General features: G+C 62.8%; 25 protein-coding genes. 14 read left to right on the top strand and 11 right to left on the bottom strand.

Features of this window, described 5'->3' with window-relative positions; genetic code table 11:
• Positions 1–40: 40 nt before the first annotated feature.
• On the bottom strand, positions 41–1,489 hold the full coding sequence (locus X733_RS153145) for an APC family permease (RefSeq protein WP_023804435.1): 1,449 nt from the start codon (positions 1,487–1,489) through the stop codon (positions 41–43).
• 165 nt (positions 1,490–1,654) lie between these two features.
• Here X733_RS153145 and X733_RS153140 point away from each other — a divergent pair, with 165 nt between their 5' ends.
• The 6 genes from X733_RS153140 to X733_RS153115 are packed head-to-tail and all read left to right on the top strand — an operon-like array spanning position 1,655 to position 8,106.
• Positions 1,655–2,425, top strand: coding sequence for an IclR family transcriptional regulator (locus tag X733_RS153140; protein ID WP_023804436.1), 771 nt, complete (start codon positions 1,655–1,657; stop codon positions 2,423–2,425).
• Positions 2,425–3,708, top strand: coding sequence for a Tm-1-like ATP-binding domain-containing protein (locus tag X733_RS153135; RefSeq protein WP_023818586.1), 1,284 nt, complete (start codon positions 2,425–2,427; stop codon positions 3,706–3,708). The genes X733_RS153140 and X733_RS153135 overlap by 1 nt, the downstream gene beginning before the upstream one ends.
• Positions 3,705–4,367, top strand: coding sequence for an HAD-IA family hydrolase (locus tag X733_RS153130; protein ID WP_023818587.1), 663 nt, complete (start codon positions 3,705–3,707; stop codon positions 4,365–4,367). Before X733_RS153135 ends, X733_RS153130 begins: the two co-directional genes overlap by 4 nt.
• Positions 4,368–4,387: 20 nt before the next feature.
• Positions 4,388–5,737: an aminotransferase class III-fold pyridoxal phosphate-dependent enzyme gene (locus tag X733_RS153125; protein WP_023818588.1), complete on the top strand. Its 1,350-nt coding sequence runs from the start codon at positions 4,388–4,390 to the stop codon at positions 5,735–5,737.
• A 33-nt stretch (positions 5,738–5,770) separates the two neighbouring features.
• Positions 5,771–7,078, top strand: a complete 1,308-nt coding sequence (locus X733_RS153120; RefSeq protein WP_023818589.1) for an aminotransferase class III-fold pyridoxal phosphate-dependent enzyme — start codon at positions 5,771–5,773, stop codon at positions 7,076–7,078.
• The gene (locus X733_RS153115; RefSeq protein ID WP_023818590.1) at positions 7,075–8,106 is read left to right on the top strand and encodes a phosphotransferase; all 1,032 of its coding nucleotides are present in this window, start codon (positions 7,075–7,077) and stop codon (positions 8,104–8,106) included. The genes X733_RS153120 and X733_RS153115 overlap by 4 nt, the downstream gene beginning before the upstream one ends.
• 17 nt (positions 8,107–8,123) lie before the next feature.
• Here X733_RS153115 and hpaH read toward each other — a convergent pair whose 3' ends face one another.
• From hpaH to X733_RS153090, 5 genes are read right to left on the bottom strand one after another with little or no spacing between them, the layout of a single operon-like run.
• On the bottom strand, positions 8,124–8,933 hold the full coding sequence (gene hpaH, locus X733_RS153110; protein WP_023818591.1) for a 2-oxo-hept-4-ene-1,7-dioate hydratase: 810 nt from the start codon (positions 8,931–8,933) through the stop codon (positions 8,124–8,126).
• Positions 8,927–9,802 carry a fumarylacetoacetate hydrolase family protein gene (locus X733_RS153105; RefSeq protein ID WP_023818592.1) on the bottom strand — a complete coding sequence of 292 codons (876 nt, stop codon included), beginning with the start codon at positions 9,800–9,802 and terminating at the stop codon, positions 8,927–8,929. The genes hpaH and X733_RS153105 overlap by 7 nt, the downstream gene beginning before the upstream one ends.
• Before the next feature lie 29 nt (positions 9,803–9,831).
• Positions 9,832–10,812 carry a 3,4-dihydroxyphenylacetate 2,3-dioxygenase gene (hpaD, locus tag X733_RS153100; RefSeq protein WP_023667829.1) on the bottom strand — a complete coding sequence of 327 codons (981 nt, stop codon included), beginning with the start codon at positions 10,810–10,812 and terminating at the stop codon, positions 9,832–9,834.
• A gap of 14 nt (positions 10,813–10,826) precedes the next feature.
• Positions 10,827–12,344, bottom strand: coding sequence for a 5-carboxymethyl-2-hydroxymuconate semialdehyde dehydrogenase (gene hpaE, locus X733_RS153095; RefSeq protein ID WP_023818593.1), 1,518 nt, complete (start codon positions 12,342–12,344; stop codon positions 10,827–10,829).
• An 11-nt stretch (positions 12,345–12,355) separates the two neighbouring features.
• A complete protein-coding gene (locus X733_RS153090; RefSeq protein ID WP_023818594.1) occupies positions 12,356–12,742 on the bottom strand; it encodes a 5-carboxymethyl-2-hydroxymuconate Delta-isomerase in 387 nt (128 codons plus the stop codon).
• Positions 12,743–12,943: 201 nt separating this feature from the next.
• On the opposite strand from X733_RS153090, the gene hpaR reads away from it, so the two are divergent.
• Positions 12,944–13,339: a homoprotocatechuate degradation operon regulator HpaR gene (gene hpaR, locus X733_RS153085; protein ID WP_023695202.1), complete on the top strand. Its 396-nt coding sequence runs from the start codon at positions 12,944–12,946 to the stop codon at positions 13,337–13,339.
• A gap of 10 nt (positions 13,340–13,349) precedes the next feature.
• On the opposite strand, the gene X733_RS153080 is transcribed toward hpaR, so the two are convergent.
• Both X733_RS153080 and X733_RS153075 read right to left on the bottom strand, forming a co-directional pair.
• Positions 13,350–13,859 carry a flavin reductase gene (locus X733_RS153080; RefSeq protein WP_023818595.1) on the bottom strand — a complete coding sequence of 170 codons (510 nt, stop codon included), beginning with the start codon at positions 13,857–13,859 and terminating at the stop codon, positions 13,350–13,352.
• Between the two features lie 6 nt (positions 13,860–13,865).
• Positions 13,866–15,410: a 4-hydroxyphenylacetate 3-hydroxylase N-terminal domain-containing protein gene (locus tag X733_RS153075; RefSeq protein ID WP_023747999.1), complete on the bottom strand. Its 1,545-nt coding sequence runs from the start codon at positions 15,408–15,410 to the stop codon at positions 13,866–13,868.
• Between the two features lie 92 nt (positions 15,411–15,502).
• Here X733_RS153075 and X733_RS153070 point away from each other — a divergent pair, with 92 nt between their 5' ends.
• The 3 genes from X733_RS153070 (at position 15,503) to X733_RS1000000167945 (ending at position 17,638) form a co-directional block, all read left to right on the top strand.
• A complete protein-coding gene (locus tag X733_RS153070; protein ID WP_023818596.1) occupies positions 15,503–16,372 on the top strand; it encodes a helix-turn-helix domain-containing protein in 870 nt (289 codons plus the stop codon).
• 266 nt (positions 16,373–16,638) lie between these two features.
• A complete protein-coding gene (locus X733_RS153065; protein WP_023748001.1) occupies positions 16,639–17,385 on the top strand; it encodes an IclR family transcriptional regulator in 747 nt (248 codons plus the stop codon).
• Between the two features lie 22 nt (positions 17,386–17,407).
• A complete protein-coding gene (locus X733_RS1000000167945; RefSeq protein WP_023692276.1) occupies positions 17,408–17,638 on the top strand; it encodes a helix-turn-helix domain-containing protein in 231 nt (76 codons plus the stop codon).
• Positions 17,639–17,722: 84 nt separating this feature from the next.
• Here X733_RS1000000167945 and X733_RS153060 read toward each other — a convergent pair whose 3' ends face one another.
• Positions 17,723–18,448 carry an SDR family oxidoreductase gene (locus X733_RS153060; RefSeq protein WP_023682721.1) on the bottom strand — a complete coding sequence of 242 codons (726 nt, stop codon included), beginning with the start codon at positions 18,446–18,448 and terminating at the stop codon, positions 17,723–17,725.
• A 148-nt stretch (positions 18,449–18,596) separates the two neighbouring features.
• On the opposite strand from X733_RS153060, the gene X733_RS153055 reads away from it, so the two are divergent.
• On the top strand, positions 18,597–19,493 hold the full coding sequence (locus X733_RS153055; protein WP_023692278.1) for an AraC family transcriptional regulator: 897 nt from the start codon (positions 18,597–18,599) through the stop codon (positions 19,491–19,493).
• Positions 19,494–19,563: 70 nt separating this feature from the next.
• Here the strand turns inward: X733_RS153055 and X733_RS153050 are convergent, their stop codons facing one another.
• On the bottom strand, positions 19,564–20,583 hold the full coding sequence (locus tag X733_RS153050) for an NAD-dependent epimerase (RefSeq protein WP_023807560.1): 1,020 nt from the start codon (positions 20,581–20,583) through the stop codon (positions 19,564–19,566).
• Between the two features lie 31 nt (positions 20,584–20,614).
• Positions 20,615–21,895 carry a nucleotide sugar dehydrogenase gene (locus X733_RS153045; RefSeq protein ID WP_023686926.1) on the bottom strand — a complete coding sequence of 427 codons (1,281 nt, stop codon included), beginning with the start codon at positions 21,893–21,895 and terminating at the stop codon, positions 20,615–20,617.
• A 68-nt stretch (positions 21,896–21,963) separates the two neighbouring features.
• Here X733_RS153045 and X733_RS1000000170180 point away from each other — a divergent pair, with 68 nt between their 5' ends.
• From X733_RS1000000170180 to X733_RS153035, 3 genes are all read left to right on the top strand, one after another.
• Positions 21,964–22,182 (top strand): hypothetical protein, encoded by a 219-nt coding sequence (locus X733_RS1000000170180; RefSeq protein WP_023692281.1) that lies wholly within the window; start codon positions 21,964–21,966, stop codon positions 22,180–22,182.
• A gap of 179 nt (positions 22,183–22,361) precedes the next feature.
• Entirely contained in the window at positions 22,362–23,339 is a 978-nt protein-coding gene (locus X733_RS153040; RefSeq protein ID WP_023818597.1) for a UDP-glucuronic acid decarboxylase family protein, read from the top strand.
• Positions 23,340–23,562: 223 nt separating this feature from the next.
• Positions 23,563–25,524 (top strand): 3-hydroxyacyl-CoA dehydrogenase NAD-binding domain-containing protein, encoded by a 1,962-nt coding sequence (locus X733_RS153035; RefSeq protein ID WP_023818598.1) that lies wholly within the window; start codon positions 23,563–23,565, stop codon positions 25,522–25,524.
• Positions 25,525–25,530 lie beyond the last annotated feature (6 nt).

Consider the following 25,530-nt stretch of genomic DNA (forward strand, 5'->3'; position numbering starts at 1 on the left):
AAGGGGCGGCGCCGAACGCGCTACCCCCTTGTCCTTTGTCCTAGTCCTTCAGCGGCACGCCGAGATTTTCGAAGGCAACCGGATCCCGGCTCTTCAACGCACCGGAAAGCAGCAGGCCGACCACCGCGGCAATCAGCACCAACCCCGGCAGCAACGCGCCGAGGAAGCCGCTGGCGCCCGACAGGCCACCGAAATTAATGACGATCAGGTAGATGATGACGACGAAAGCGATGAAGGCCAGCCCAGGCAGGATGGTGGTCTTCAGCGCATTCTCCTGCGTCGACGGGTTGGCGCGGAAGTACATCACCACGGCGAGCGAGGCCACCGCCATCATGACGATGACTCCCAGCGTCGCGACATTGGTCAGCCAGGAAAACAGCGCCAGAACCGGATCGAGGCCGAGCACCGCGAACAGTCCGATGACGATCGCTGCCAACACGCTCTGGATGACGGAAGCAACATGCGGGCTCTGGTGCACTGAATGCGTCACGCCGATCGCTTCAGGCAACAGCTTCTCGCGGCCCGAGACGTAGATGTAGCGGGCAACCGCGTTGTGGAACGCCAGCACGCCGGCAAACAGGCTCGACACGAACAGGATGCCCATGGCGTGCGACAGCATGGTTCCGGCGTAGCGGTCGGACAGGCCGAACAGGAAAGTCGTCGGATCCTGAAGCGCCTGCAGTGCGGGCAACAATTTGTCGACGCCGGCGCCGACCGCCATCAGCCAGGCCGTGACCATGTAGAAGACGCCGATCAGCAACACTGAGAAATAGGTGGCGCGCGGAATGGTCACCTTGGGGTCGCGGGCTTCCTCGGCGTAGATCGTCGTCGCCTCGAAACCAATGAAGGCGGCGAAACAGAACAGGATGGCGATGGCGGGCGAGCCGCTGACGATCTGGCTCCAGCTGAACGGCGCCGCCGAGAGACCACTGTCGCCACCGGTCTTGAGGATGGCGAGGTCTAGCACCAGCACAACGATGTATTCGCACAGCACCAGCACCGTCAGGATCTTGGCCGACAGGTCGACCTGGCGGTAGCCCAACACCGCGACGATGGCGACGGCGATGAAGCTCCACACCCACCAGGGTAGGTCGATGCCCCAGCCGGCGAACAGGCCGGCGGTCGCGGCCCCCAGCAGGCCCATGACCCCGATCTGCATGGCGTTGTAGGACAGGATCGCGATGATTGCGGTTGCGCCGCCGGCAAAACCGCCGAGCCCGCGCGCGGCATAGGCATAGAAGGCGCCGGCATTGCCGACATGGCGCGACATGGCGACGTAGCCGACCGCAAACAGCAGCAGCAACACGGTCACGATAAGATAGGTTCCGGCAAAGCCCGCCCCATTGCCCATAAGCATGCCGAGCGGCGTGCCGCCGGCAACCGCGGTGAGCGGCGCCGCCGCCGAAATCACCATGAAGGTGATAGCGCCGACGCCAAGACTGTTCTTGCGCAGCCTGTTGGCGGGCGCCTGTTCCGAAACTGCTGACATTTGTCCCTCCAGTTTTACGAACCCTGGGTTCGCGGCCGCTCGGCCTGTTCCCTGAATGCCATCGGTTCATTATTTGAACCCGTATTTTGAATATAGACTTGCAAAGAATGCCGATGCCTGTCAAGTTAATTCACACATTAAGTTTCTATCCGAGCGGGAGGCTGGATGGGTACGGTCGGCAAGGCGATTTCACTTCTGGAACTGTTCACGGTAGACGAGCCCGAGTTCGGACTTTCCGATCTCGCGCGGCGGTGTGCGTTCGACAAGGCGACGACGCGGCGGCTGCTGGTGGCGCTTGGCGGCCATGGTTTCGTCGAGCAGGATGCCGGCACGCGGCACTATCGCCTCGGCGCCGGCCTGTCGCGGCTGGCGCGTATCCGCGAAGCCTGCTTCCCGTTCCTGCAAACGGCAATTCCCGTGGCGCAGAATCTGGCGGGTTCGACAACCGAGACGGTGCATCTGTCGGAATTCGGCGTCGACAGACTGATCACCGTCCATGTCGAGCATTCAAGCTGGGCAAACAGGGTGAACATCGATATCGGCCAGCTTCTGCCGCTGCATTCCACCGCCTCCGGCATCGCCTATCTGGCCTTCGCCGACAACGCGACCGTGAAAGCATGCCTGACAGGTTCGCTTGAGGCCTTCACCGATCATACCCTCGTCGAGCCGGCCGCCATTTCAAAGTCGATCGGCGAGGCGCGCGACCGCGGCTATTCGATCTGCGACCAGGGCCATGAGGACGGCGTGATCGGCGTCGCGGCTGCAATCCGCGCCGCCGATGGTCTTGCGCTGGGGACAATTGCGGTGGCAGCCCCGAAGGCCAGGACGACACCGGCTACGATCATGGAACGAGGGCTTGCGGTTGTGACCGCGGCACGGGAGATTTCGATGCGCCTCAATGGCGAAAACCTGCAAACCCTGAGGAGGCAGGCCTGATGTCTGTAAGTATGGCAACGCCCCGCATCCTGGTCATCGGCACGGGCGACACCAAGACCGACGAACTGCTGTTCATGAAAGCGTGCATCGAGGCATCGGGTGGCCGCGCCGTGATGATGGATGTCAGCGTGCTGGGCGACCCCGCCTATAGTCCCGATCACGACAAGCATGCCGTTGCGCGGGCCGCTGGCGTGACGATGGCCGAAATCGTCTCGAGCGGCGATGAAAACACCGCCATGACATTGATGGCCGTCGGCGCCGTTCAGCTGGTGCGCCAGCTTCATGAGCGCGGCGAGATCGACGCCTTCATCGCCATCGGTGGTTCGATGGGAACCGATTTGGCGCTCGATGTCGCGCTGTGCCTGCCGCTCGGCGTGCCGAAATTCGTCGTCTCGACCATCGCCTACTCGCACCTCATTCCGCCCGAGCGTGTCGCGCCCGACCTGATGATGATCCTGTGGGCAGGCGGGCTCTACGGCCTCAACACCATCTGCAAGCTGGTCCTTTCCCAGGCCTGCGGCGCGGTCGTCGGTGCGGCGAAGATCGTGCTTGCATCCCGTGCTTCGGCCCCGGCGGTCGGACCGACCATCGGCATGACTTCGCTGGGCAGCAGTTGCCTGCGCTATATGAAGACGCTGAAGCCGGCGTTGGAGCAGCGCGGCTATGACGTCGCAGTCTTTCACACCACCGGGATGGGGGGCCGGGCCTTCGAATCGATCGCCAGCCAGGACCATTTCTGCGCGGTGTTCGACTTCAGCCTGCAGGAGATCACCAATCATCTTGCCGGTTCGGTCGTCAGCTCCGGCGCCGACCGGCTCGAGAATGCCGGCGCCCGCGGCATTCCGCAGATCGCAGCCCCTGGCGCCGTAGACATGGTCGATTTGCCGACCTGGCAGGCGCTGCCGACAAAGTTCGCGCAGCGGCCATTCCATGCTCATAACAGGTTGATCGGCTCGATCACCGTCGATGCCGCCGACCGCCGTGAAGTCGCCAGGACCATCGCCGCCAAACTCGGTGCGTCGAAGGGGCGCTCCGCTTTCATCCTGCCCTCCGGCGGCATCCAGGAATGGGATGCGCAGGGCGAGCCGCTGTACGAACCCGAAGCCCTCGCGGCGTTCACCGATGAGATGCGCAAGGCCATTCCCGCCGGCGTCGAGTTCCACGAGATCGACGCCCACATCAACAGCGACGAGTTCGTCGGCAAGGCGCTCGAAATCTTCGACCGCTGGGTCGAGGAAGGCATCATCCCGCGCGGCATGCCGGCCAAGGGAGTGGCTGCGTGAGCGCTGTTCCTGCCCAGGCGCTCGTCCTCGATTTCGGCGGCGTCGTCACCCGGACCCTTTTCGAGACCCATGCCTTGACCGAACAGGCGCTCGGCCTCGCGCCGGGAACGCTGCAATGGTACGGGCCGTTCGACCCGGATTCAGATCCGCTGTGGCGCTCAATGCAGGCCGACGAGATCAGCGAGCGCGATTATTGGCGCACCCGCACCAGCGAAGTCGGCCGGCTCGTCGGCGAGAACTGGCAGGCGATGGAGACATTCGTCCAGCGCGCACGCGGAGCCGAGCCGGAAAAGATCGTGCGGCCCGAAGCCGTCCGCGCAATCCGGACCGTGCATGCGGCGGGATTTCGCCTGGCGATCCTGTCCAACGAGCTAGATCTGTTCTATGGCGCCGGCTTCCGTCAGCGGCTGCCGCTGCTCGAGCTGTTCGACACCATCGTCGACGCCACCTATACCCGCATCCTCAAGCCCGATCCGCGCGCCTATGCCTTGGTGACCGAGGCGCTCGGCCTGCCTGCCGGCACCTGTGTGTTCGTTGACGACCAGCAGCGCAATGTCGATGGCGGCCGTGCCGCCGGCATGCGCACCGTTCATTTCGACGTCGCGCGGCCGGCACTTTCCTATGCCGAGGCCCTCGGCCATTTCGACCTCATCCCCTGAGACATTTGCGGAGCCTTGCGATGCGCGACATCAATTTCCTCACCGAGAAAAACGCCAAGCCGATCTGGCATCCGATGGCACACCCGGCCGAGATGCGGGCCAACCCGCCAAAGGTGATCATGAAAGGCGAAGGCGTGATGGTCACCGACATCAACGGCAACACCGTGCTCGATGCGGTTGGCGGCCTGTGGAACGTCAATCTCGGCTACTCCTGCGACCCGATCAAGAAGGCCATCGCCGACCAGCTCAGCGCCCTGCCCTACTATTCCGGGTTTCGCGGCACGTCGACCGGCCCGTCGATCGAGCTCGCTTACGAACTCAGCGAATGGTTCGAACCGGAAGGCATGGTGCGGACCTTCTTCACCTCGGGCGGCTCGGATTCGGTCGAAACCGCACTGCGGCTCGCCCGCCAATACTGGAAGATCCGCGGCCAGGGCGACCGGACAAAATTCCTCGCGCTGAAGAAGGGCTATCACGGTACCCATTTCGGTGGCGCGTCAGTCAACGGCAACGCCAATTTCCGCCGCAACTATGAGCCGCTTATGCCCGGCGTCTTCCACATTCCCGCACCCTGGACCTTCCGCAATCCGTTCGATGAGACCGATCCGGCGCGGCTGGGCAAACTGTGCGCCAAAGCGCTGGAGGACGAGATCGCCTTCCAGGGCGGCGACACCATTGCCGCCTTCATCATGGAGCCGGTTCTCGGCGCCGGCGGCGTCATCGTTCCGCATGACAGCTTCATGCCGCTGGTCCGCGAGATATGCGACCGCCACGAAATCCTGCTGATCGCCGACGAGGTGGTCACGGGCTTCGGTCGCACCGGCGCCTGGTCGGGTTCGCGGCTATCCGGCGTGAAGCCGGATTTTATGACCATCGCCAAGGCGATCACCTCGGGCTATTTCCCGCTCGGCGCCACCTTGATCGGCGCCAAGGTGGCCGACGTCTTCGAGGCCGACAAGACCAGCTTCGGGGCGATCGGTCATGGCTATACCTATTCCGGCCATCCTGTCGGCTGCGCGGCAGGGCTGGCTGCACTTGCCGAGACCAAGCGGCTTCGCCTGGACGAGAACGCAGCCGCGCGCGGCATCGAGCTCGCGGCGACGCTGGAGGGGCTAAAAGCCAAGCACGCGATCGTCGGCGACATCAGGTACAAGGGCCTGATGGCTGCGCTAGAGCTGGTCTCCGATCGCACGACGAAAAAGCCGGTGGACAAGAAGACCATGGCCGTGGTTTCGGAAGCCACTTATGACGCCGGCGTCATGCTGCGCGTGTCCGGCAACAACATCATCCTGTCGCCGCCGCTGATCATCGGCGCCGCCGACGTGGCAAAGATCGGCGAGGCCATCGATGCAGGTCTGTCGAGGGCCTGATAGACCCGCTGACGCAATGGAGTTTGGTACGCAATGACCCAATCTGAGAAGAACCCGAGCGAGGAAGCGCTCGTCAAGCGGCGTGCCCGCCTGCTCGGCGCGAAATCGCAATTGTTCTACGACGAGCCCGTGCACCTGGTGCGCGGCGAAGGCGTCTGGCTCTACGATGCCGACGGCCGCAAGTATCTCGATGCCTACAACAACGTCGCCCATGTCGGCCATTGCCACCCGCATGTGGTCGAGGCCTTGTGCCGTCAGGCAAGCCTGCTCAACACCCACACACGCTATCTGCACACCGCAATTCTCGACTATGTCGAGCGGCTGACGGCGACCTTCAATGCAAGCCTCGCCACCGCAATCCTGACCTGCACCGGCAGCGAGGCCAACGACATCGCGCTGCGCATGGCGCAGGCCGCCTCCGGCAATATGGGCATCATCGCCACCGACGCCACCTATCATGGCAACACGACGGCGGTTTCGCAGCTGAGCACGCGCATGCCTCCGATCCGCGGCCGCGCCCCCCATGTCAGGCTGGTGCCGGCCCCCGACAGCTATCGCCATCCCGATGCGATGGCCAATGGCAAGGCCTTTGGCGACGCCGTGCGTCAAGCGATCGCCTCGCTGGCACAGGATGGCATTGGCCTGTCTGGCATCATCTTGTGTCCGCTGCTCGCCAATGAAGGTTTCCCGGCTCTGCCCACCGGATTTTTCGACGACGCCTTGGGGGCCGTGCGCGAAGCCGGTGGTCTGGTCATCGCCGACGAAGTGCAGCCCGGCTTCGGCCGCACCGGCAGCCATTTCTGGGGCCATCAGCGCGCCGGCTTCGTCCCCGACATCGTCACCATGGGCAAGCCGATGGGCAATGGCCATCCGATCGCGGCCGTGGTCACCACCAAGGAGATACTGGCGACCTTCCGCGACGCTTTCCGCTACTTCAACACCTTTGGCGGCAACCCGGTCTCCTGCGCAGTCGCCAATGCCCTCCTCGACGTCATCGAACAGGAAAACCTTGTCGCCAACGCGCAAGACGTCGGCGCCTATGCGCTTGGCCTGCTGCGCCCGCTGGCCGATCGGCATGAGTGCATAGGCGAGGTCAGGGGGGCCGGACTGTTCTTCGGCGCCGAGCTGGTCCACGACCGCGACACGCGCGAACCGGCGCCCGACATTGCCGAGCAGGTCGCCAATCGCATGCGCCATCGCGGCGTGCTGATGGGCAAGACCGGCATCCACGGCAATGTGCTCAAGATCCGCCCGCCCATGCCGTTCTCGCGCGACAATGCCGATTTCCTGATCGGCCTGCTGGATGAGGTGCTGGGCGAAGTCGGCGGAGTGCCGGCGTGAATTCTGTTTCCACCCAATCCGAGCCCGAAACGGCCGCCGATGTCACGGAGCTTGCCAGGCGTGCGCTCGAACATTGGGGCGTCCGCAATTTTGAGCCGGAACTTCTGAAGCACCGCGAGAACGCCGTCTTCCGCGTGCGGCTGCCGGATGGCCAGCCGGCAGCCATGCGCATCCACCGGCTCGGCTACCACACGGACGCCGCGCTGCGTTCGGAACTGCAATGGATGGGCTTCCTGCAATCCGCCGGCGTCGCCACGCCGTCTTGCGTCGCAACACAGGCCGGCGATCCGTTCGTGCTTGTCAGCACGGCCGCCTCGGAGCAGCCCCGGCAGGCCGATTGCCTGAGCTGGCTGGAGGGCTGCGCCGTGGGCGCACGCGGCGTGCCACTGGTCTACACGCCCGACCAGTCGGTCCAGATCTTCACGGCGATCGGGCGGACCATTGCCCATATGCACAATGTCACTGCCTCCTGGACGCCGCCCGCGGGCTTCGCGCGCCATGCCTGGGACTTCGACGGCTTCTTCGGGGCGAACCCGGTCTGGGGCCGGTTCGAGACCTCGCCCTTTCTCGATGGTCCTCGCCGCGCGCTGGTCTTGCAGGCGCGCGACAACGCAGTGAAGGCGCTGTCGGAACATGAGCGCAGCGCGCGCAATTTCGGCATCATCCACGCCGATCTGGTGCGCGAGAACGTGCTCATCCATGACCGTGCCGTACGCATCATCGACTTCGACGATTGCGGCCATGGCTGGCACATGTACGACCTTGCCGTCGCCCTCTACCAGAACCGCGAGGAGGCGATCTACCCGCTGATCGAAACCGCTTTGCTTGACGGCTACCAGCAAGAGCGTGCGCTGACCCCGCAGGACATCGCCGCATTGCCTCTATTCGCCGCCTTGCGTGCCTTCGCGTTTCTTGGCTGGGTGCAAAGCCGCGTCGAAGGCGACATCACCAGGGATGTCGGCTTGCGCATGTCGACCATCGCAGCCGATGTGGTGATTGACTACTTGCGCGGCGAACAGCCCAACTGACGAGCCGATGAGAGCCGTCAGCTCTTGGCGAAATGGATGCTGACCGTTCCCGAGCTGCCGAAGTCGGCGACGATCGTATCGCCGGGCCGCGCCTCGACCGGGCGCACGAACGATCCGGACAGCACCACCTCGCCGGCCGCGATGGACATGCCGTAGCGGGCGAGCCTGTCCGCCAGCCAGGCAATGCCCATCGCGGGATGGTTGAGCACGCCGGCGCCAAGCCCGGTCTCCTCGACCTCCGCATTGCGCGAGACGATGGCGCCGATCCAGCGCATATCGGCTTCATCGGGTCGTTGCGGCCGGCCGCCGATGACAATGCCGGCATTGGCGGCGTTGTCGGAAATCGTATCGAAGAAAGTGCGCGCCTTCTTTGTCTCGGCATTGACGCGTTCGATGCGCGTGTCGAGGATTTCGAGCGCCGGCGTGATATAATCGGTGGCGTTGAGCACGTCGAAGATGGTCACGCCTGGGCCCCTCAGCGGCGCCTTCATGACGAAGGCTATCTCGGCCTCGACGCGCGGCTGGATGAAGCGGCCGACGGGTATCGTCGCGCCGTCGTTGAAGAACATGTCGTCGAACAGCACGCCCGAATCCGGCGTGTCGATGGCGAGCGCATATTGCATCGCCTTCGATGTCAGGCCGATCTTCCAGCCCTTCGGGGTCAGCCCGGCATCGGTCTTGCGTTTCACCAGCGCTGCCTGGACGCGATAGGCATCCTCCATCGTCGCGTCGGGAAAGTCGAGGCTGAACAGACGGATCTGGCGGCGCGAACGCTCGGCTTCGAACAGCCTTGCCGCGGCATCTTCAACTTGCTCGGGGGTCACGATGCTGCCTCGTCGACGACGCCGTTGCGGAGCACGCCGATGCCGTCGGCTTCGACTTCGATCACGTCGCCCGGCTTCAGCCAGATCGGCGGGTCGAAGCGGGCGCCGGCGCCGGTCGGCGTACCGGTGACGATGATATCGCCTGGCACCAGCGTGGTGAAGGTGGAGACATAGGCGATGATCTTGCGGAACGAGAAGATCATCCGGCTGGTGCGGTCCTGCTGGCGCAATTCGCCATTGACGTGGGTGGTCAGCGCGATGTCGGCAATCTGCGCCTCGTCGGTGAACGGCACCAGCCACGGACCGAGCGAGCCGGTGCGGTCGAAATTCTTGCCCTGCGTGACGTTGAACTTGGCGTGCCGTACCCAATCGCGAATGGTGCCTTCGTTGCACAGGGATAGTGCCGCGATATGGTCAAGCGCATCCCTCTCGGCGATGCGTCGTCCACCCTTGCCGATGACGATGACGATCTCGCCCTCATAGTCCAGCTGCGGCGATTCCGGCGGCCGCACCAGCGGCGCGTCGTGGCCGACGAAGGAGCGGGGGAAGCGGATGAACAGCGACGGGTTGGAAGGCGCGGCCTGGCCGTCCTTGTACTCTTCGTTGCGGTCCGGGTAGTTGACGCCGACGCAGATGATCTTTTCCGGCGACGGCAGAGGGATTTCATAAGCGATGGCGCCGACTGGAAAATCGACGGCGTAGGCTTCGGCCTCTTCCGCCAGCCGCCGTAGCACGCCGGCCTCGATCACTTCGCGCAGCGTCGGCCACTGGCTGTGCCGCGCCGACAGGTCGACGGCGCCCTTATCTGTGACCACGCCATAGCGCGTCTTGCCGCCGACGGTGAAGGTGGCGAGCCGCCCAGGTGCAGTCATCCCGGTCTCCGTCAGGTTCGCGTCTGTGGTCACGGTGCGATGATCGGCGACGCCGTCAAATCCGGTTGGCGTGCGGCCGCGCCGGCAAAGGTGCTGCCCTCCTCGAACCAGCTTTTCGGCGCCGGCGCGCCCCATAGCGTCTGGCGCTGCGGGTCCTTGAGGTCCCACTTGATCGGCTCCAGATCCGGATCGACCGTCTGGTAGTCCGAGCAGTAGATCTCGATGCGGTGATTGTCCGGGTCGCGGACATAAAGGAAGAAGGCGTTGGAAATGCCATGCCGGCCTGGGCCGCGCTCGATGTTTGCGAGGTAGCCGGTCGTCGCCATCAGATCGAGCAGGTCGATGATGTTGAGCGGTGTCGGCACCCAGAAGGCGACGTGATGCAGGCGCGGACCCACACCGTTGGTGAAGGCGATGTCGTGGACACCGCCCTTGCGGTGCGTCCAGGCGGCCCACAGCTTTCCGCTACTGGCATCCTCGGTGTATTCCGTGACGCGGAAGCCAAGCTCGTTGTAGAAGGCGACGGACTCGTCGACATTGGGCGAGAAGCAGTTGAAGTGGTCGATGCGCAGCGGCTTCACGCCCTTGTAGAGCGCATATTTCTGATGAATCGGCGGCAGCCTTTCCATTTGGGCAAAGAACTCGAGCGGAATGCCGTGCGGGTCGCGGGTGCGAAAGGTGCGCGACTGGTACGGTCGCTCGACCCACTCGACCGGCAGGCCTTTTGCCTTGAAGAAATGCTCGGCCTTGTCGAGATCCTCATCCGAAAAAACCTTGAAGCCGAGATCGCGGGCTTCGGCGCTGCCGGCCTTCTTCAGCACGATGCAGTGGTGTCCGCGCTCTTCCAGGGCCCTTAGATAGATGGCTTCCGATGTCTCGTCGGTAACCTGCAGGCCGAGCGTGTCGACATAGAAGGCGCGGGATTTCGCAAGGTCGGTGACCGCCAGTTCGACATGGCTGAGGCGCACGATGTTGAAGGCGGGATAGAGGTTTGGTTTGGGCAGTGGCATCCGATGTCCTCCGGTCAGCCGCCGAGTTTCTGGATCGCGTGCGCTGAAGTGGCGAAGGCGATGTTCTTCGTCTCCATGTAGAAATCGAAGGAATGGTCGCCGCCGTCGCGGCCGATGCCGGAATTCTTGACGCCGCCAAACGGCGTCGGCAAATGCCGCACATTCTCCGAATTGACCCAGATCATGCCGGCGTCCAGCGCATCGGTGAAGCGGAAGGCGCGGGTAACATCCGACGTCCAGAGATAGCCGGTCAGGCCGTATTGGGTGTCGTTGGCCAGCGCCAGCGCTTCGGCCTCGTCCTTGAAGGAAATGGCAGTCAGCACCGGCCCGAAAATCTCTTCCTGGGCAATGCGCATCCTGTTGGTGGCGCCGGTAAACAGCGTCGGGCTGACATAGCAGCCACCGCCCGGACCGGCGAACTTGCCGCCGCCGGCGGTTACCACCGCGCCTTCCGATTTGCCGATCTCGATATAGGACAGCACCTTTTCCTCGTGCACCGGATGGATCAGCGGACCGACCACCGTTTTGGGATCGAGCGGATGGCCAACCTTGATGCGCTTTGCCTTCTCCGCGACCAGATCCGTGAATGTGTCGTAGACCGAGGCTTCGACCAGCAGCCGCGACGATGAGGTGCAGCGTTCGCCGTTGAGCGAGTAGATCATGAACACGGCCGCATCCGCCGCACGTTCGAGATCGGCGTCGGCGAAGACGATCACCGGGTTCTTCCCGCCCAGTTCGAAATGCACGCGCTTCAGCGTATCGGCGCCCTGTTTCATGATCATCGAGCCGGTGCGGCTCTCACCGACAAAACCGATCGCCTTGATGTCAGGGTGCTCGGTCAGCGCCTTGCCGGCGTGCTCGCCGAGGCCGTTGACCAGGTTCCACACGCCTTTCGGCAGGCCGGCCTCCTCGGCGATCTCGACCAGCAGGCGAGCGGTCAGCGGCGAAAATTCGGCCGGCTTGTGGACGACGGTGCAGCCTGCCGCCAGCGCCGGCGCGATCTTCCATGTCGACAGCATGAACGGCGTGTTCCACGGCGTGATGATGCCGACCGGGCCGATCGGCACGCGCGTGGTGATGTTGACCTGGCCTGTCGTGCGCAGCGTCTCGCCGTCGCGCGCTTCCGGCGCGCGGTCGGCGAAGAAGCGGAAATTCTCGGCGCCGCGCAGCGCGGCCTTGGCCATGAATTTCAGCGCCTGGCCGGTGTCCATGCACTCGACGAAGGCGATCTCCTCGGCGCGCGCTTCGATCGCATCGGCTATCTTGTGCAGCAGCTTCTTGCGCCCGTCGCCCGGCATGGCGGCCCAGGCCGGGAACGCCGCCTTTGCCGCCTTGGCGGCGCGGTCGATATCGGCGGCACTGCCACGCGCGACCTTGGCCAGCGGCTTGAGATCGACCGGCGACATGGCCTCGAAGGTCGAGCCATCCACCGCCGGCTCCGCTTCGCCGCCGATCTGGTTCAGCACGCCGTCGCGCTTGAAACGGGCCAGATAGGCCTCGGCCTTTTTCAGATTGCCTTCGAGGTCGGACATATCAGCTTCCGTCACTTGCCGCGCAGTCGCGGGTGGATTGCATTTTTCTTCCAGCTCAGGACCGGATCGATTTCCCTGATCTCCAGGGAAAGAGCGAAATGCGGGGTCTCGAACAGGGGGGCGAGGTATTCGCTCACGGCGGAGAAGACCGCCTCCCCGGTTCGTTTCTTGTCCTCGGCACTGCGGCCGGTTCCAATGCGAAACGACATGTCGAGAAAGGCGTTTTCCGGTAAGCTGTCGGCGATCGCATAGGCCTCCGCGCGGAAGGCCCGCACCCGCACCGCGCCGGTTTCAAACAGCCCGGTGCCGAGCACGGTGCGCAACACCAGCGCGCACAATTCGCTCATGTCGACCTTGGCATCGAGGTTGGCCGAATACTCGATGGAAAAGTGAGGCACCGCGTCTCGTTCCCCGGATTGTTCCACTGTTGTAGTTAACGCGTTAATTACATGCAGCATCACTGAAGTCAAGCCTTGCATCCAAGTTGAGGCGACGATACGGGATGGAAAGGTCAGGTTTTGGCGTGCGGTCCCGCCGACCGCCCGCATCATTGGGGACGCTGCTTCTTGCTGCCTGAAAACACCCGTCGTTCTCTGCCGATGGCGCTGCTCCATGCCCGCGAAGTGGTGATGGCGCGGTTTCGCCCTATGCTGGCGGCGCATGACGTGACCGAACAGCAATGGCGTGTGCTGCGCGTTCTGAGCGAGGCCGGCCCTGTCGAGGCGACGGAACTTGCCGATCGCGCTTCGGTGCTGCCGCCCAGCCTGACACGCATCATCAAGACGCTCGAGGGCCGAAAATTCATCACCCGCAACAAGGCGGAAGGCGATGGCCGCCGTGTCGTGCTGACGATCGCCCCGGCGGGCTCCGCCCTGATCGATGCCTTGTCGCCGGAACGCCTCGTCATCTACCGCGACATCGAACAGCGCTTCGGACATGAGAGGCTCGAGCAATTGCTCGATCTGCTGGAGAGCCTGATCGCCGGCGAGAACTGACTGCTCCCGCTCAGCCGCCAAAACTGCCAAGCCGCGTCGGCTGCGTGTAATTGCGGTCGACATAAAGCAGCGCCGAGCCGCCGCTGCCGTGCCTGACGTCGATAACGCGGCCGATCATGACATTATGCGTGCCGACTATGTGCACATCCTCGATCTCGCAATCGAAATTGACGATCGCATCGGACAGCGCCGGCGTGCCTGAGGCCAGCGTTTGCCAGCGCGCCCCCGAATAGCGTGCCTCCATGTCCCTGGTCGCGCCGGCGAACTTGCCGGCCAGGTGCATATGGTCATGCGTCAGCACGTTGACGCAGAAGCGCCGGTTGGCGAGGAACATGGCGGCCTGCGTCGAGCGGCCGTTCATGCACACCAGCAGTGTCGGCGGTTCGTCCGACACACTGCACATGGCGGTGGCGGTGAAGCCGCCGCGCCCGGCCGGACCATCTGTCGTGACGATGTTGACCGGCGCGCAGACCCTTGCCATGGCGTCGCGGAAATCGGCCTTCGAAATCTGCGTGGCCATCTGACATCACCCGGCCGTAGAAGCGAGCGGATTGAGCCAGGTATCTCCCGTCCAGCCATTCTCGTCATAGTCGGCCATGCAGGTGTCGACCAGTTCTTCCATGGCCTTCAGCCGGCCGCCGCGTTCGGCGCCCTTCAGCACCTGCAGCCGCACCTCTTCCGGCGCACCGGCATAGTTGAGTTCGTAGAGCGCGTGGCGGCCGCCGAACTCGGTGCCGGTCGCGTCCCACAACAGTTTCATGATCTTGATGCGCTCGACATGGCCCATGTCGTTGGAACCGCGCACATATTGCGCGAGGTATTTGTCGATCTCGGGATTGTTGAAGTCGCGCACTGATGACGGCAGGTAGATCAACCCAGAAGCGATCACCCGGCGCACCGTGTCGATGACGCGCGGATAGGCTTCCGACATGAAAGTCCGGTAGGCAAGGGCTGCTTCCAGGTTGGGCAGGACAGCGCCATTCGCCCAGGGGATCGGATTGTAGGCCATGGCGTTGGAGAAACTCCAGAACATGTGCCTGAGCGCGATCACCTCGCCCAGCGCCGCCTGGTTGCCGCGGAAGGCATCGCCGCCGGTGGCGCGCAGCGCCTTTGCCAGCAGGCCGGCGAGGAAGTCGAGCTTGACGGCAAAGCGTGTGCAGCCCTGGAAGCAATAGCCATGCATGAAGCCCGAAGCCGGATGGAAGGACAGGATTTTCTGCGCCTCGCGCAGCACCAGCACGTCCTCCCAGGGGATGAAGACATTGTCGAGCACCAGGATGGCATCGTTCTCGTCGAAGCGCGACGACAACGGATAGTCGAACGGAGCCGCCGCCGTGTTGGCCGTCTGCTCATAGGAGACGCGGCAGAACATCTTTACCCCCGGCGCATTCATCGGCACGATGAACATGACCGACAGCGACGGATCTTCGGTGACCGTCGCCGAACTCTGCGCCAGGAAATTGTAGTGGGTCAGCGCCGAGGACGTCGCCACCACCTTGGCGCCGGAGACATAGATGCCGGCGTCGGTCTCCTTGGTGATGTGGACGAAGACATCCTTCACCTGTTCGGCCGGCTTGTGGCGGTCGATCGGCGGGTTGACGATGGCGTGGTTCATGAACAGCACGGCTTCCTGCGCACGCTTGTGCCAGGCGAGCGCATTGTCCTTGAACGGGCCGTACCAGTTGGCATTGGCGCCGAGCGTGTTCATCAGTGCCGCCTTGTAATCGGGCGTGCGGCCCATCCAGCCATAGGACATGCGTGACCACTCGGCGATCGCGGTCTGCTGGGCCGCGAGTTCGCCGGAGGATTTGGCGACGCGGAAATATTTGTGGGTGTAGCCGCCCGAACCGGTATCGGTAGGCGAGGTCAGCGTGCCCTGCCGCTTGGGATCGTGCAGCGCATCATAGAGGCGCGCCAGCGACCGCGCCGAATTGCGCATCGCCGGATGGGTGGTGACATCGGCAATGCGCTCGCCGTTGATGTAGACCTCGCGGCCGTCGCGCAAGCTCTCCAGATACTCGGCCCCGGTGAACGGGCGCCCATTGTCGGCACGAAAGTCTTCCGATCGCATGATGTTCCTCCACTTATGGCATCAACTCTAGCTCTCCTGGCAAGGATCGGTTAGGACGTAACGGCAAAACCGATTGGACTTTTTCCGGCGCCATGAGCCTCAATTCCATTCCTGATTTCTTTGTCTATGGCGAGCCGGTGCGGCCGCTCGATGTCGGCTTCCTGCATGTCGAGACGGTGCTTGCGCGCAGCAACATTCATCTCGGCCAGGTTGCCGCGCACAAGCATCCGCAAATGGGCCAGATCACCTACTGGACAAGCGGCTCCGGCGCTTATCGCATCGAGGATCAATCCTGGCACTTTTCGGCGCCGGCCGTCAGCTTCGTGCCGAGCACCATCGTGCATGGCTTCTCGATCGGGCCCGGCACCGACGCCATCGTCGTTTCGGTCGCCGATGATGCGCTTGCGGCAATAGCCGCTCACAGCCTGCTGCCATTGGACCGGCCGGTCTTTGCCGATAGCCTTCCTCAGCACGTCGCGTGGAAAAGGCTGGCGGCGGTGCTGGAGATGATCGCCGCCGAATATGCCGAGGCGCAGGCCGGCAGTGACAAGACCCTGCCGGCGCTGATCGCCGTCGCGCTCTCGCACATCGCGCGCCTTGGTCCCGAGGTGAAGGATGCCACCGGTTCTTCCGATGCTGCATTGGCGCGCGGCTTGCGCCGTCTGGTCGATGCGCATTTCCGCGACAACTGGCCCGTCGACCGCTACGTCGGGGCGCTGGCCACGACACCGCATCTTCTCGACAAGGCCGCCCATACGGTGCTTGGCAGCGGCGTCAAGCGGCTCATGGGCGAGCGACGGTTGCTGGAGGCCAAGCGGTTGCTGCTGTTCACCGTGCGCACCGTCGAGGACATCGCCTACGAAATCGGCTTCGAAGATCCGGCCTATTTCTCACGCTTCTTCCGGGAGCGGGTTGGCCAGGCGCCCGCCGCCTGGCGCCGCGCGCAGCTGGGGCAGAGTTGAAGCTTCCGCGCCGGCCAGGATCAGGCGTTTGGGCCGACACGCCGGCCAGGCACGGCGCCGCCGAGTTGATCCACTTGTTGATAGGTGTTGCCGCGCAGCATCACCCCGCACGGCGCGGCGCATCGAGATTGATGTCGCCGCGAAACTTGCTGGTGTTTTTTGTCGCTTCCAAACGGTTCGTTATTTGAACCACCAATTTACGTGCTATGAGCGGACTGCAAGGTGGATTGGCTTCCGTCCCATGCGAAGTATCTTGAGGATGCACCATGAGCACAGTCGGCAAAGCGATATCGCTGTTGGAGCAGTTCACGCTCGGCGAACCGGAGATCGGCCTGTCCGAGCTCGCCCGCAAAACCGGCCTCGACAAGGCAACGGCGCGGCGCCTGCTGATGGCGCTGGCCGACCACCGCCTGATCGAACAAGAGCCGGCAAGCCGCCGCTACCGGCTCGGCGCCGGCCTGTCGCGGCTGGCCCGCTTTCGCGACGCGCATTTTCCCTTCGTGCGCGTGGCAGCACCTGTGGTTCGCGAGCTGGCGCTGGAAACAGGCGAAACGGTGCACCTGTCGGAATTCAGCGCCGGCGCACTGCTGACCGTCCACGTCGAACTCTCGGCAAAGGCCAACCGGGTCAATGTCGATGTCGGCCAGGTGCTGCCCTTGCACGGCACCGCCTCCGGCATCGCCTTTCTCGCCGCTTCGCCTCAGGAAGCGGCCGAGGCCTATGTCGACAAGCCGTTGCCGACCTTCACGCCACACACGGTGACGCAGCCCGACAGGCTGATGAAGGCGATCCGGCTTGCCGCCAAGCGCGGCTATTCCTCGAGCTCCCAAGGCTATGAAGAAGGCGTCCACAGCATAGCCGCGGCAATCCTCGGCTCCGATGGCCGTCCTTTAGGCACTCTGGCGGTGGCCTCGCCTGTGTCACGCGCCGATGACAGCATGGCGGCCAGCCAGGGCGAAGCGGTGATCAAGGCGGCGCGGCTGATTTCAGCGCGCCTGGCCGGCGAAGCCTGACATCTCTACCGTCGCAGGGGAGATGATTAGCGGGGTAAGTTCCCAGCGGCGCACCGGCCTTGCCGCGAGACCGGAACGCTTCGTCTGGGACAGGCGGCTGGAGCGCAGCAAGGAAGAATTGTTGTCGCCCGCCCGAGTGTCGCCCACGATCTCGGAAATCGCCTTTGCTTGCGGGTTCAATTCGAGTGCGCATTTTTCGCGCGCGTTCGAGAGCCGGTACGATGTGGCCCGCGGGAGTTGCGCCAGAGGCTGAGGGCGGGTGCATTAAGGGGTGGGCCGTTTGCCGGATCTCGGAGAGCGCCCTAGCTCGCCGAAAGCCGGCATCCGGCAGCAAGTTCTACATATTGGCAGCGGTTGGCCGCACGATCACTTCGTTGACGTCGACGCCATCGGGTTGATCAAGCGCAAAACGGATCGCCCGTGCAATGGCGTCCGGTGTGAGCGACTTCTGCCGCCATTCTTTCAGAGCCGTGGCGACCTGAGGATCGCTGATATCGTCGCCCAGTTCGGTTGCGGTCACTCCGGGGGAGATGATCGTGGCGCGGATGTCGTCATGCTCCTGCCGCAGCCCCTCGGTGATTGCCCAGACGGCATATTTCGTGCCGCAATAGACCGCCGCGGTGGGCAGCACGATATGCGCACCGACCGAGGCGACATTGACGATATGCCCATTCTTCTGGGCGACGAAGCGCGGCAGCACCGCGGCGATCCCGTTCAGCACGCCGCCGATGTTGACATTGATCATGCGAGACCACTCATCGCGCTTCAGCGCGGCAAGCGGCGACAGCGGCATGACGCCGGCATTGTTGACCAGCACATCGATCTGCCCGAATTCGGCATGAGCGGCATCGGCAAAGGCGTCGAAATTCGCCGCGTCAGTCACGTCGAGTTCGCGCCACGCGACGCCTTTGCCTATTTCTGCGGCCAGCGCCTTGAGCCGCTCGGTGCGGCGGGCCCCGATGAACAGTCTGGCGCCGGCACCGGCAAGTTCCCGAACCGTCGCTTCGCCGATGCCGCTGGAGGCGCCGGTGATGAGTACAACCTTGTCTTTAAGTCCCGTCATGATCGTTCCTTTTTCGCTGCGGTGACGGGGAGATAGATGGCGGCGAACCGGCAAAGGGCGGTAGCGTGATCGTCCAAAGAGTTTGCACGATCCTCGAAATGAACTCGAAATGCCTTGCAACATTTCGCGCCATGAAGATTTATGCGGCATGGAGAAAATCAATGAACTCGCCGAGCTGATCACCCGCTTTGCGCCGAAATCTGGCATGGCCGGCACTGCGGTGCCGCGGCTGTCGCTCATTCGCGCCAACCAGCCCAGTGCACCCGTGCCTGCGGTCTACGAGGCGTCGCTTTGCATAATCGCCCAAGGATCGAAGCGCGTCTCGCTGGCCGACCAGAGCGTGGTCTATGACGCATCGAGCTACCTGCTCGTCTCGGTCGACCTGCCGCTGGTCGGGCATGTGTTGGAGGCGAGCCCGGCGGCGCCCTACCTCTGTTGCAAGATAGATTTTGATTCCACCGCGCTGGCCGAGCTGCTTGTGAAAGAAGGACGTGCATCCCCCAGCAGGGATCTGCCGGTGTTAGCTGCCTATCCAAGTGACCCCGACCTGATTGATGCCGCCTGTCGGCTTGTCAGGCTGCTCGATCGCCCCGAGAGCATCACCGTGCTGGCGCCGCTGATCGAACGCGAAATCCTTTACCGGCTCCTCACCGGACCGCACGGTGACACGCTTCGCCAGATGGCGTCGGTGGACAGCCACCTGAGCCAGGTCAGCCGCGCCATCGCCACGATCCGCAATCATTTCCAGGCACAACTGCGCATCGAAGACATTGCGGCGGCATCAGGCATGAGCGCGTCGTCCCTTCATGCCCATTTCAAGGCGATTACGCGCATGACCCCGCTCGAATACCAGAAGCAGCTGCGCCTGCAGGAGGCGCGAAGGATTATGCTTGCCGGCGGCGCAAACGCAGGCACGGCCGGGTTCGCGGTGGGCTATGACAGCCCTTCGCAGTTCAGCCGAGAATATCGTCGCCTGTTCGGTGCGCCGCCCCGGAAAGATATTCACCGCCTTCAGGCGACACCCAGTTCGGCTGCGGCTTATTGAGTTTTCCGAGCGGCATGCGCCAGCGATGGCTGGTCAGGAGCCAGCCGCCTCCAGGTGGCGAAGCGTCCGATCATGATCGGTAGAACTCCCGGTACCATTCGACAAAGCGCGGAACCCCTATTTCGATCGGGATTTTGGGCTTGAAGCCGGTCGCCTCCTCGAGCGAGCTGACATTGGCGAAAGTTGCCGGAACGTCGCCTGGCTGAAGTGGCCTGAGGTTGCGGTTTGCCTTGCGTCCCAGCGCGTCTTCGAGCACCTCGATCAATCGGTTCAGTTGAACGGGCGAATTGCCGCCGATGTTGTGAATCCTGAACGGGGCGTTGCTGGTCGCTGGGTCTGGCGCGACACTTTTCCACTCAGGATTGGGTGTCGCGGGTTGCTGCATGACGCGGATAATACCTTCGACAATGTCGTCGATATAGGTGAAATCCCGCTGCATGTTGCCATAGTTGAAGACCTCGATCGGCTCGCCGGCGAGGATAGCCTTGGCGAAGATGAACAGCGCCATGTCCGGCCGCCCCCACGGACCATAGACGGTGAAAAAACGCAGCCCGGTGGTCGGCAGTCGAAACAGATGGCTGTATGTGTGCGCCATCAGCTCGTTCGCCTTCTTGCTTGCGGCGTAAAGGCTGAGCGGATGGTCCGCCGGATCGTGCACGGAAAACGGCATGCGGGTGCTGCCGCCATAAATCGAACTCGACGATGCATAGACCAGATGGCCGACGGAGGCCTGCCGGCATCCTTCCAGGATGTTGACAAAGCCGCTGAGGTTGCTTTCCACATAGGCGTGCGGATTGCTGATCGAATAGCGTACGCCGGCTTGCGCCGCGAGATTGACGACAACCTCCGGCGCGGCCGAGAGGAAGAGCTCCGAAATACGGTCCCGCTCCGTGAGATCGGCATGCTCGAAACAAAAATTCGAAAACGCTTTCAGCCGCTCGAGACGAGCCTGCTTCAGGCTGACGTCATAATACTCGTTCATGGAGTCGAGGCCGATAACCTGGCGTCCTTCGGCAAGCAGCCTCAGACAAAGATGAAACCCTATGAACCCGGCTGCGCCGGTGATCAGTATCGGCCTGCTTGATGTCACTGCATATCCTAGCGTTAATTTCAGGCGAGCTTTACAAGCTCCAGTATTTTATGTTGTCGGGAACTTCATTGGGCTTGATGGCCGACTTGACATCGAACAGTGTCCCCCCCGGCCTGATCATTTGAAAAAGACGCGCTCTTTCGTTGGTGAGATATTGCCTGTGAGGCACCGCCAGAACAAGCGCCTGCAAATCGTTTATCTCATCGAGCGGCAGGATTGTTTCGCCGTGATCACGCCGAGCGGTTTCGACATCGGCAAGGGGATCATGGACTTTGGGGACAATTCCGAACTGCCTTAGTTCCTTGACCATGTCGAAAACGCGGCTGTTGCGCAAATCCGGCACGTCCTCCTTGAATGTCAGCCCGAGAATGCCGACAGAAGCCCCTTTGACGGGCGTGTCAGAACCAATCAGCCGTTTGACAACCTGCTGGGCGACGAAGGCCCCCATGCCGTCATTGATGCGACGTCCGGCGAGGATGATCTGCGGATGGTAACCTTCGGCCTCGGCCTTGGCGGTCAAATAATATGGATCGACGCTGATGCAGTGGCCGCCGACGAACCCCGGTTTGAAGGGAAGGAAGTTCCATTTCGTCGACGCAGCATCAAGAACATCCTGCGTCCGGATATCGAGCCGCTCGAAGATCATTGCCAGTTCGTTCATCAGCGCGATGTTCAGATCGCGCTGGGTGTTCTCGATAACCTTCGCTGCCTCGGCCACCTTGATCGACGGGGCGCGGTAGACGCCGGCATCGATGATACGGCCATAAACGTTCGCGACGCGCTCCAGCGTCTCGTTATTCTCGCCGGAGACGACTTTGACGATCTTTTGCAGCGAGTGTTCCCGATCGCCGGGGTTGGCGCGTTCGGGCGAATAGCCGAGGGCAAAGTCGCGGGGATGTCGCAGGCCGGAAACCTGCTCGATGATCGGCCCACAGAAATCTTCGGTCACACCTGGATAGACTGTCGACTCAAAAACGACGACGGCGCCTTTGCTCACCGCCTCGCCGACGAGTTCGGACGCCAGTTTCAAAGAAGCTAGATCGGGAGCGCGATTTGCGTCGATAGGGGTTGGCACGGCGACGATGAAGAAAGTAGCGCCTTTCAACATCTCCCGGTCGGTGGTCAGCCCTATCGAGGTCTCCTTGAGCGCCGTTGCGTCAACTTCCCCCGTACGATCGACGCCGCCACGCAATTCCCCGATCCGACGCTCGCTGATGTCAAAAGCTATGGTGCCGGGGAAAACCTTCCCAAAGGCAATGGCTACCGGCAGGCCGACATAACCCAGGCCGATAACTGCAATGCGTTCGGACATCCGTGGGGTTCCTCGAGCCACCTGTTGAGCCGACGTGCTTGTATGGCAGGCTGTTGGCCAATTCAACGATGCTCTATCGCGAAGAGGAATGTCTCACGCAAATAGGCGTCACCGTTTTTTTCATGTTGCCATCCGCCGATGTCATCGAAGTTGTGGATAAAATCCAGCAGGATCGGGTTTCGAGCCACTCTCTGCTGCGGATTGGGGTGAACCGTCAGGTTCTGCCGGCCATCTACGCAGCGGCGGCCCTGACGACAGGGCTGATATTCTCTGCTGCCAATCCATAGGCCACTATCGGCCTCAATCGTGCCTTCTGATCAAACCAAATGCCCGGATCGGAATTCGCATCGGCACCGAGCGGATCTGCGAAATTTCAGTTTGGTCCTTGTGCATTGGCTGCGGACACGTCGTATCCTGCGTGTGGCGACCGATATCTGGTCGATCAGCATTTGCCTGGGAGCAGAAATTGGCAAGACTCTATGACAGCCGCAGACGCATTCTCGTTACCGGGGGCGCAGGGTTTATCGGCTCGCATCTTATTGACCGCCTGTTGGAACGAGGCGACGAAATCTTGTGTGTCGACAACCTTTTCACCGGATCAAAGCGCAATATCGACCATTTGGCCAAGCATCCCCGCTTCGAATTCATGCGCCATGACGTGACCTTTCCGCTCTACGTCGAAGTCGATGAGATTTACAACCTGGCGTGTCCGGCCTCGCCTGTTCACTACCAGTACGACCCGGTTCAGACGATCAAGACCGCCGTGCACGGCGCCATCAATGTTCTTGGACTGGCAAAGCGGCTGAAATGCAAAGTCTTTCAGGCCTCCACCAGTGAGGTCTATGGTGACGCGTCTGTGCATCCGCAGCCCGAGAGTTACTGGGGCAATGTAAACCCGATCGGGCCGCGCTCATGCTACGATGAAGGCAAACGCTGCGCCGAAACGCTGTTCTTCGACTATCACCGACAACATGGCTTGTGGGTCAAGGTCGCGCGGATTTTCAATACGTTCGGGCCGCGCATGCACCCGGCAGACGGCAGGGTTGTCTCAAATTTCATCGTGCAGGCGCTTCGTGGTGAACCGATAACCATTTTCGGCGACGGCTCACAGACAAGGTCGTTTTGCTACGTCGACGACCTGGTGAGCGGCATGCTGCGCCTCATGGATACGGGGCCGGAGGTGACCGGTCCAGTAAACATCGGCAATCCAAGGGAAGTAACGATCAGGCGCTTGGCCGAACTGACGACGCAGATGACCGGATCAGGTTCGGATATAATTTACGGCGATCTTCCGCAAGACGATCCGCGGCACCGCCAGCCCGATATCACCCTTGCCAAAAGGCTTGTCGGCTGGGAGCCGACGGTGACTTTGGAAGCCGGGCTGCAACAGACGATCGACTATTTCAAAGCCCTGCTGCCGAAGGTTTCCACAAACTCGCCTTGACCCGGCACCGCAGTGCAACCGTCAAGTCTGACCGATCACCGTCGTGGTAGCGACGCCTTTTGCAGTCGACTCCGGTAGGCTTGAAGTTTTTCGAATTCTAATTATTTTAAGCTTGAAATTATTTTGAAGATCCATGGCGCTTCATCCGTCCGAGCCGGGACACCGGCATTTGGCGGAGAGCGAAGGAGGAGGAAGATTTGCCGTCGTTCCGGGATAAAACTCCATGAACACAGCACGATTTTCCGAGAGTGTCACAGGCAAGATCGTCGATGGCGTTCTCATCGTCACGATCGAAAATCCGCCGGTCAACGCGCTGTCCTTCCATGTCAGGGCCGGATTGATGGATGCGCTTGGGCGTGCGGCGTCGGATGAAGTGTCTGCCGTGGTGCTGACCGCCATTGGGCGCACCTTCATCGGTGGCGCCGATATCAAGGAATTCGGCAAGCCCGCTATCGAGCCCACACTGCCTGACGTGATCGAAGCGATCGAGAGCTTCGCCAAACCGATCGTGGCGGCAGTAGGCGGCGCGGCGCTCGGCGGCGGCTGCGAGATTGCGCTGGCCTGCCACTACCGGGTGGCCAGCAAGGCGGCCAGCTTCGGCCTGCCCGAGGTCAAGCTCGGGTTAGTGCCCGGGGCCGGCGGAACCCAACGCCTGCCCCGCCTCATCGGCACGGTCGCCGCAATTGACCTGATCGGCACGGGTCGGCCCGCGAATGCCGACGAAGCTCTCGCTCTCGGTCTGATCGATACCATTGCGGACGATCTTCCCGAAGGCGCGCTCGATGTCGCCCGCCGTCTCCTTGGCCAACCGCTGCGGCGCACGGGCGCGCTTTCCGTCCCGCGCTCGCAACCTGAGGCCGACGCGGCAGCCGCAAGAAAGGTGCTTTCCCGCAGCCGTGGACAGATGGCGCCTGCAGAAGCCGTGAGACTGGTCCAGGCCGCGTCCACGGCCAGACTTGAGGACGGTCTTGCGGACGAACGCGCGACCTTCCTGCGCCTCCGGGATTCTCGCGAAGCGGCAGCGTTGCGCCACGTCTTCTTTGCCGAGAGGCAAGCCAGCAAAGTCGACAGGCTGGAGGGTGTCACGCCTCGCAAGGTCGAGACCGTCGGTATCGTCGGAACCGGCCTGATGGGTGCAGGCATCGCGGTCTCGGCCTTGAATGCCGGCTATCGCGTAATCGGCATCGAGCAGAACGACGGCGCCGCGGCAAAAGGATACGAGCGGGTCGCCAGCCTTCTCGACAAGTCGGTCCAATCCGGCCGTCTCACCGATCATGCCCGCAGGGAGGCGCTGAGCCGGTTTGAAGCGGCCAGTGACGCCGGCAGGCTGGTGCAGGCCGATCTGGTCATCGAGGCAGTGTTCGACGATCTCGCGGTAAAAACCGAACTCTTCCGGAAGCTTGATCGTATCGTCCGCCCCGACGCCATACTGGCGACCAACACCAGCTACCTCAACCCCGACGAGATCGCCTCGGCAACCGCCCGGCCCGAACGGATCGCCGGCCTGCATTTTTTCTCCCCGGCCAACGTCATGCGGCTCACCGAAGTGGTGGATTGCGCGGCGACGGCGCCCGATGTGCTCGCCTCGGCGATCGCCTTCGTCAGGACGCTTGGCAAGCTGCCTGTCGTGTGCGGCGTTACCGAGGGTTTCATCGGCAACCGCATCTATTCGGCCTACCGCCGCGAGGCGGAGTTCATGGTGGAGGATGGCGCAGCACCCGATGAGGTGGATGCCGCGCTGGAGGCCTGGGGCTTCCCGATGGGGATCTTCGCGGTCAACGATATGGCTGGGCTGGAGATAGCCTGGGCGCGGCGCAAGCGACAGGCGGCGATGCGCGATCCGCAAGCACGTTATGTCGAAATCGCCGACCGGCTGTGCGAGGCCGGCCGCTTCGGCCGCAAGACCGGGCGCGGCTGGTACGATTATTCGGACGGCGAACGCAGGAGCGACCCGCAAGTAACGGCGCTGATCGAGGCCGTGCGAGCGGCCAACGGCATCGTGCCGCGCCGCTTTTCGTCCGATGAGATCGTCACGCGCTTACTGGCGGCAATGGCCGAAGAGGGCAAGGCACTGCTGGCCGAAGGCATCGCGGCGCGTGCCTCCGACATCGATCTGGTGATGATCAACGGCTATGGCTTCCCGGCCCACAAGGGCGGGCCGATGTTCCACGCCGGAGACATCTGACGGACA

Origin of the sequence: Mesorhizobium sp. L2C066B000 (assembly GCF_000502335.1) — a bacterium.
Classification (GTDB): domain Bacteria; phylum Pseudomonadota; class Alphaproteobacteria; order Rhizobiales; family Rhizobiaceae; genus Mesorhizobium.

Coding starts and splice junctions, on each gene's coding strand:
- X733_RS153120 (WP_023818589.1), top strand. CDS start 5,771: ATGACCCAATCTGAGAAGAACCCGAGCGAGGAAGCGCTCGTCAAGCGG.
- X733_RS153145 (WP_023804435.1), bottom strand. CDS start 1,489: ATGTCAGCAGTTTCGGAACAGGCGCCCGCCAACAGGCTGCGCAAGAAC.
- hpaD (WP_023667829.1), bottom strand. CDS start 10,812: ATGCCACTGCCCAAACCAAACCTCTATCCCGCCTTCAACATCGTGCGC.
- X733_RS1000000167945 (WP_023692276.1), top strand. CDS start 17,408: ATGATTAGCGGGGTAAGTTCCCAGCGGCGCACCGGCCTTGCCGCGAGA.
- X733_RS153075 (WP_023747999.1), bottom strand. CDS start 15,410: ATGCGATCGGAAGACTTTCGTGCCGACAATGGGCGCCCGTTCACCGGG.
- X733_RS153055 (WP_023692278.1), top strand. CDS start 18,597: ATGGAGAAAATCAATGAACTCGCCGAGCTGATCACCCGCTTTGCGCCG.
- X733_RS153045 (WP_023686926.1), bottom strand. CDS start 21,895: ATGTCCGAACGCATTGCAGTTATCGGCCTGGGTTATGTCGGCCTGCCG.
- hpaR (WP_023695202.1), top strand. CDS start 12,944: ATGGCGCTGCTCCATGCCCGCGAAGTGGTGATGGCGCGGTTTCGCCCT.
- X733_RS153060 (WP_023682721.1), bottom strand. CDS start 18,448: ATGACGGGACTTAAAGACAAGGTTGTACTCATCACCGGCGCCTCCAGC.
- X733_RS153140 (WP_023804436.1), top strand. CDS start 1,655: ATGGGTACGGTCGGCAAGGCGATTTCACTTCTGGAACTGTTCACGGTA.
- X733_RS153065 (WP_023748001.1), top strand. CDS start 16,639: ATGAGCACAGTCGGCAAAGCGATATCGCTGTTGGAGCAGTTCACGCTC.
- X733_RS153135 (WP_023818586.1), top strand. CDS start 2,425: ATGTCTGTAAGTATGGCAACGCCCCGCATCCTGGTCATCGGCACGGGC.
- X733_RS153080 (WP_023818595.1), bottom strand. CDS start 13,859: ATGGCCACGCAGATTTCGAAGGCCGATTTCCGCGACGCCATGGCAAGG.
- X733_RS153070 (WP_023818596.1), top strand. CDS start 15,503: ATGAGCCTCAATTCCATTCCTGATTTCTTTGTCTATGGCGAGCCGGTG.
- X733_RS153035 (WP_023818598.1), top strand. CDS start 23,563: ATGAACACAGCACGATTTTCCGAGAGTGTCACAGGCAAGATCGTCGAT.
- X733_RS153125 (WP_023818588.1), top strand. CDS start 4,388: ATGCGCGACATCAATTTCCTCACCGAGAAAAACGCCAAGCCGATCTGG.
- hpaE (WP_023818593.1), bottom strand. CDS start 12,344: ATGTCCGACCTCGAAGGCAATCTGAAAAAGGCCGAGGCCTATCTGGCC.
- X733_RS153105 (WP_023818592.1), bottom strand. CDS start 9,802: ATGACTGCACCTGGGCGGCTCGCCACCTTCACCGTCGGCGGCAAGACG.
- X733_RS1000000170180 (WP_023692281.1), top strand. CDS start 21,964: ATGCTCTATCGCGAAGAGGAATGTCTCACGCAAATAGGCGTCACCGTT.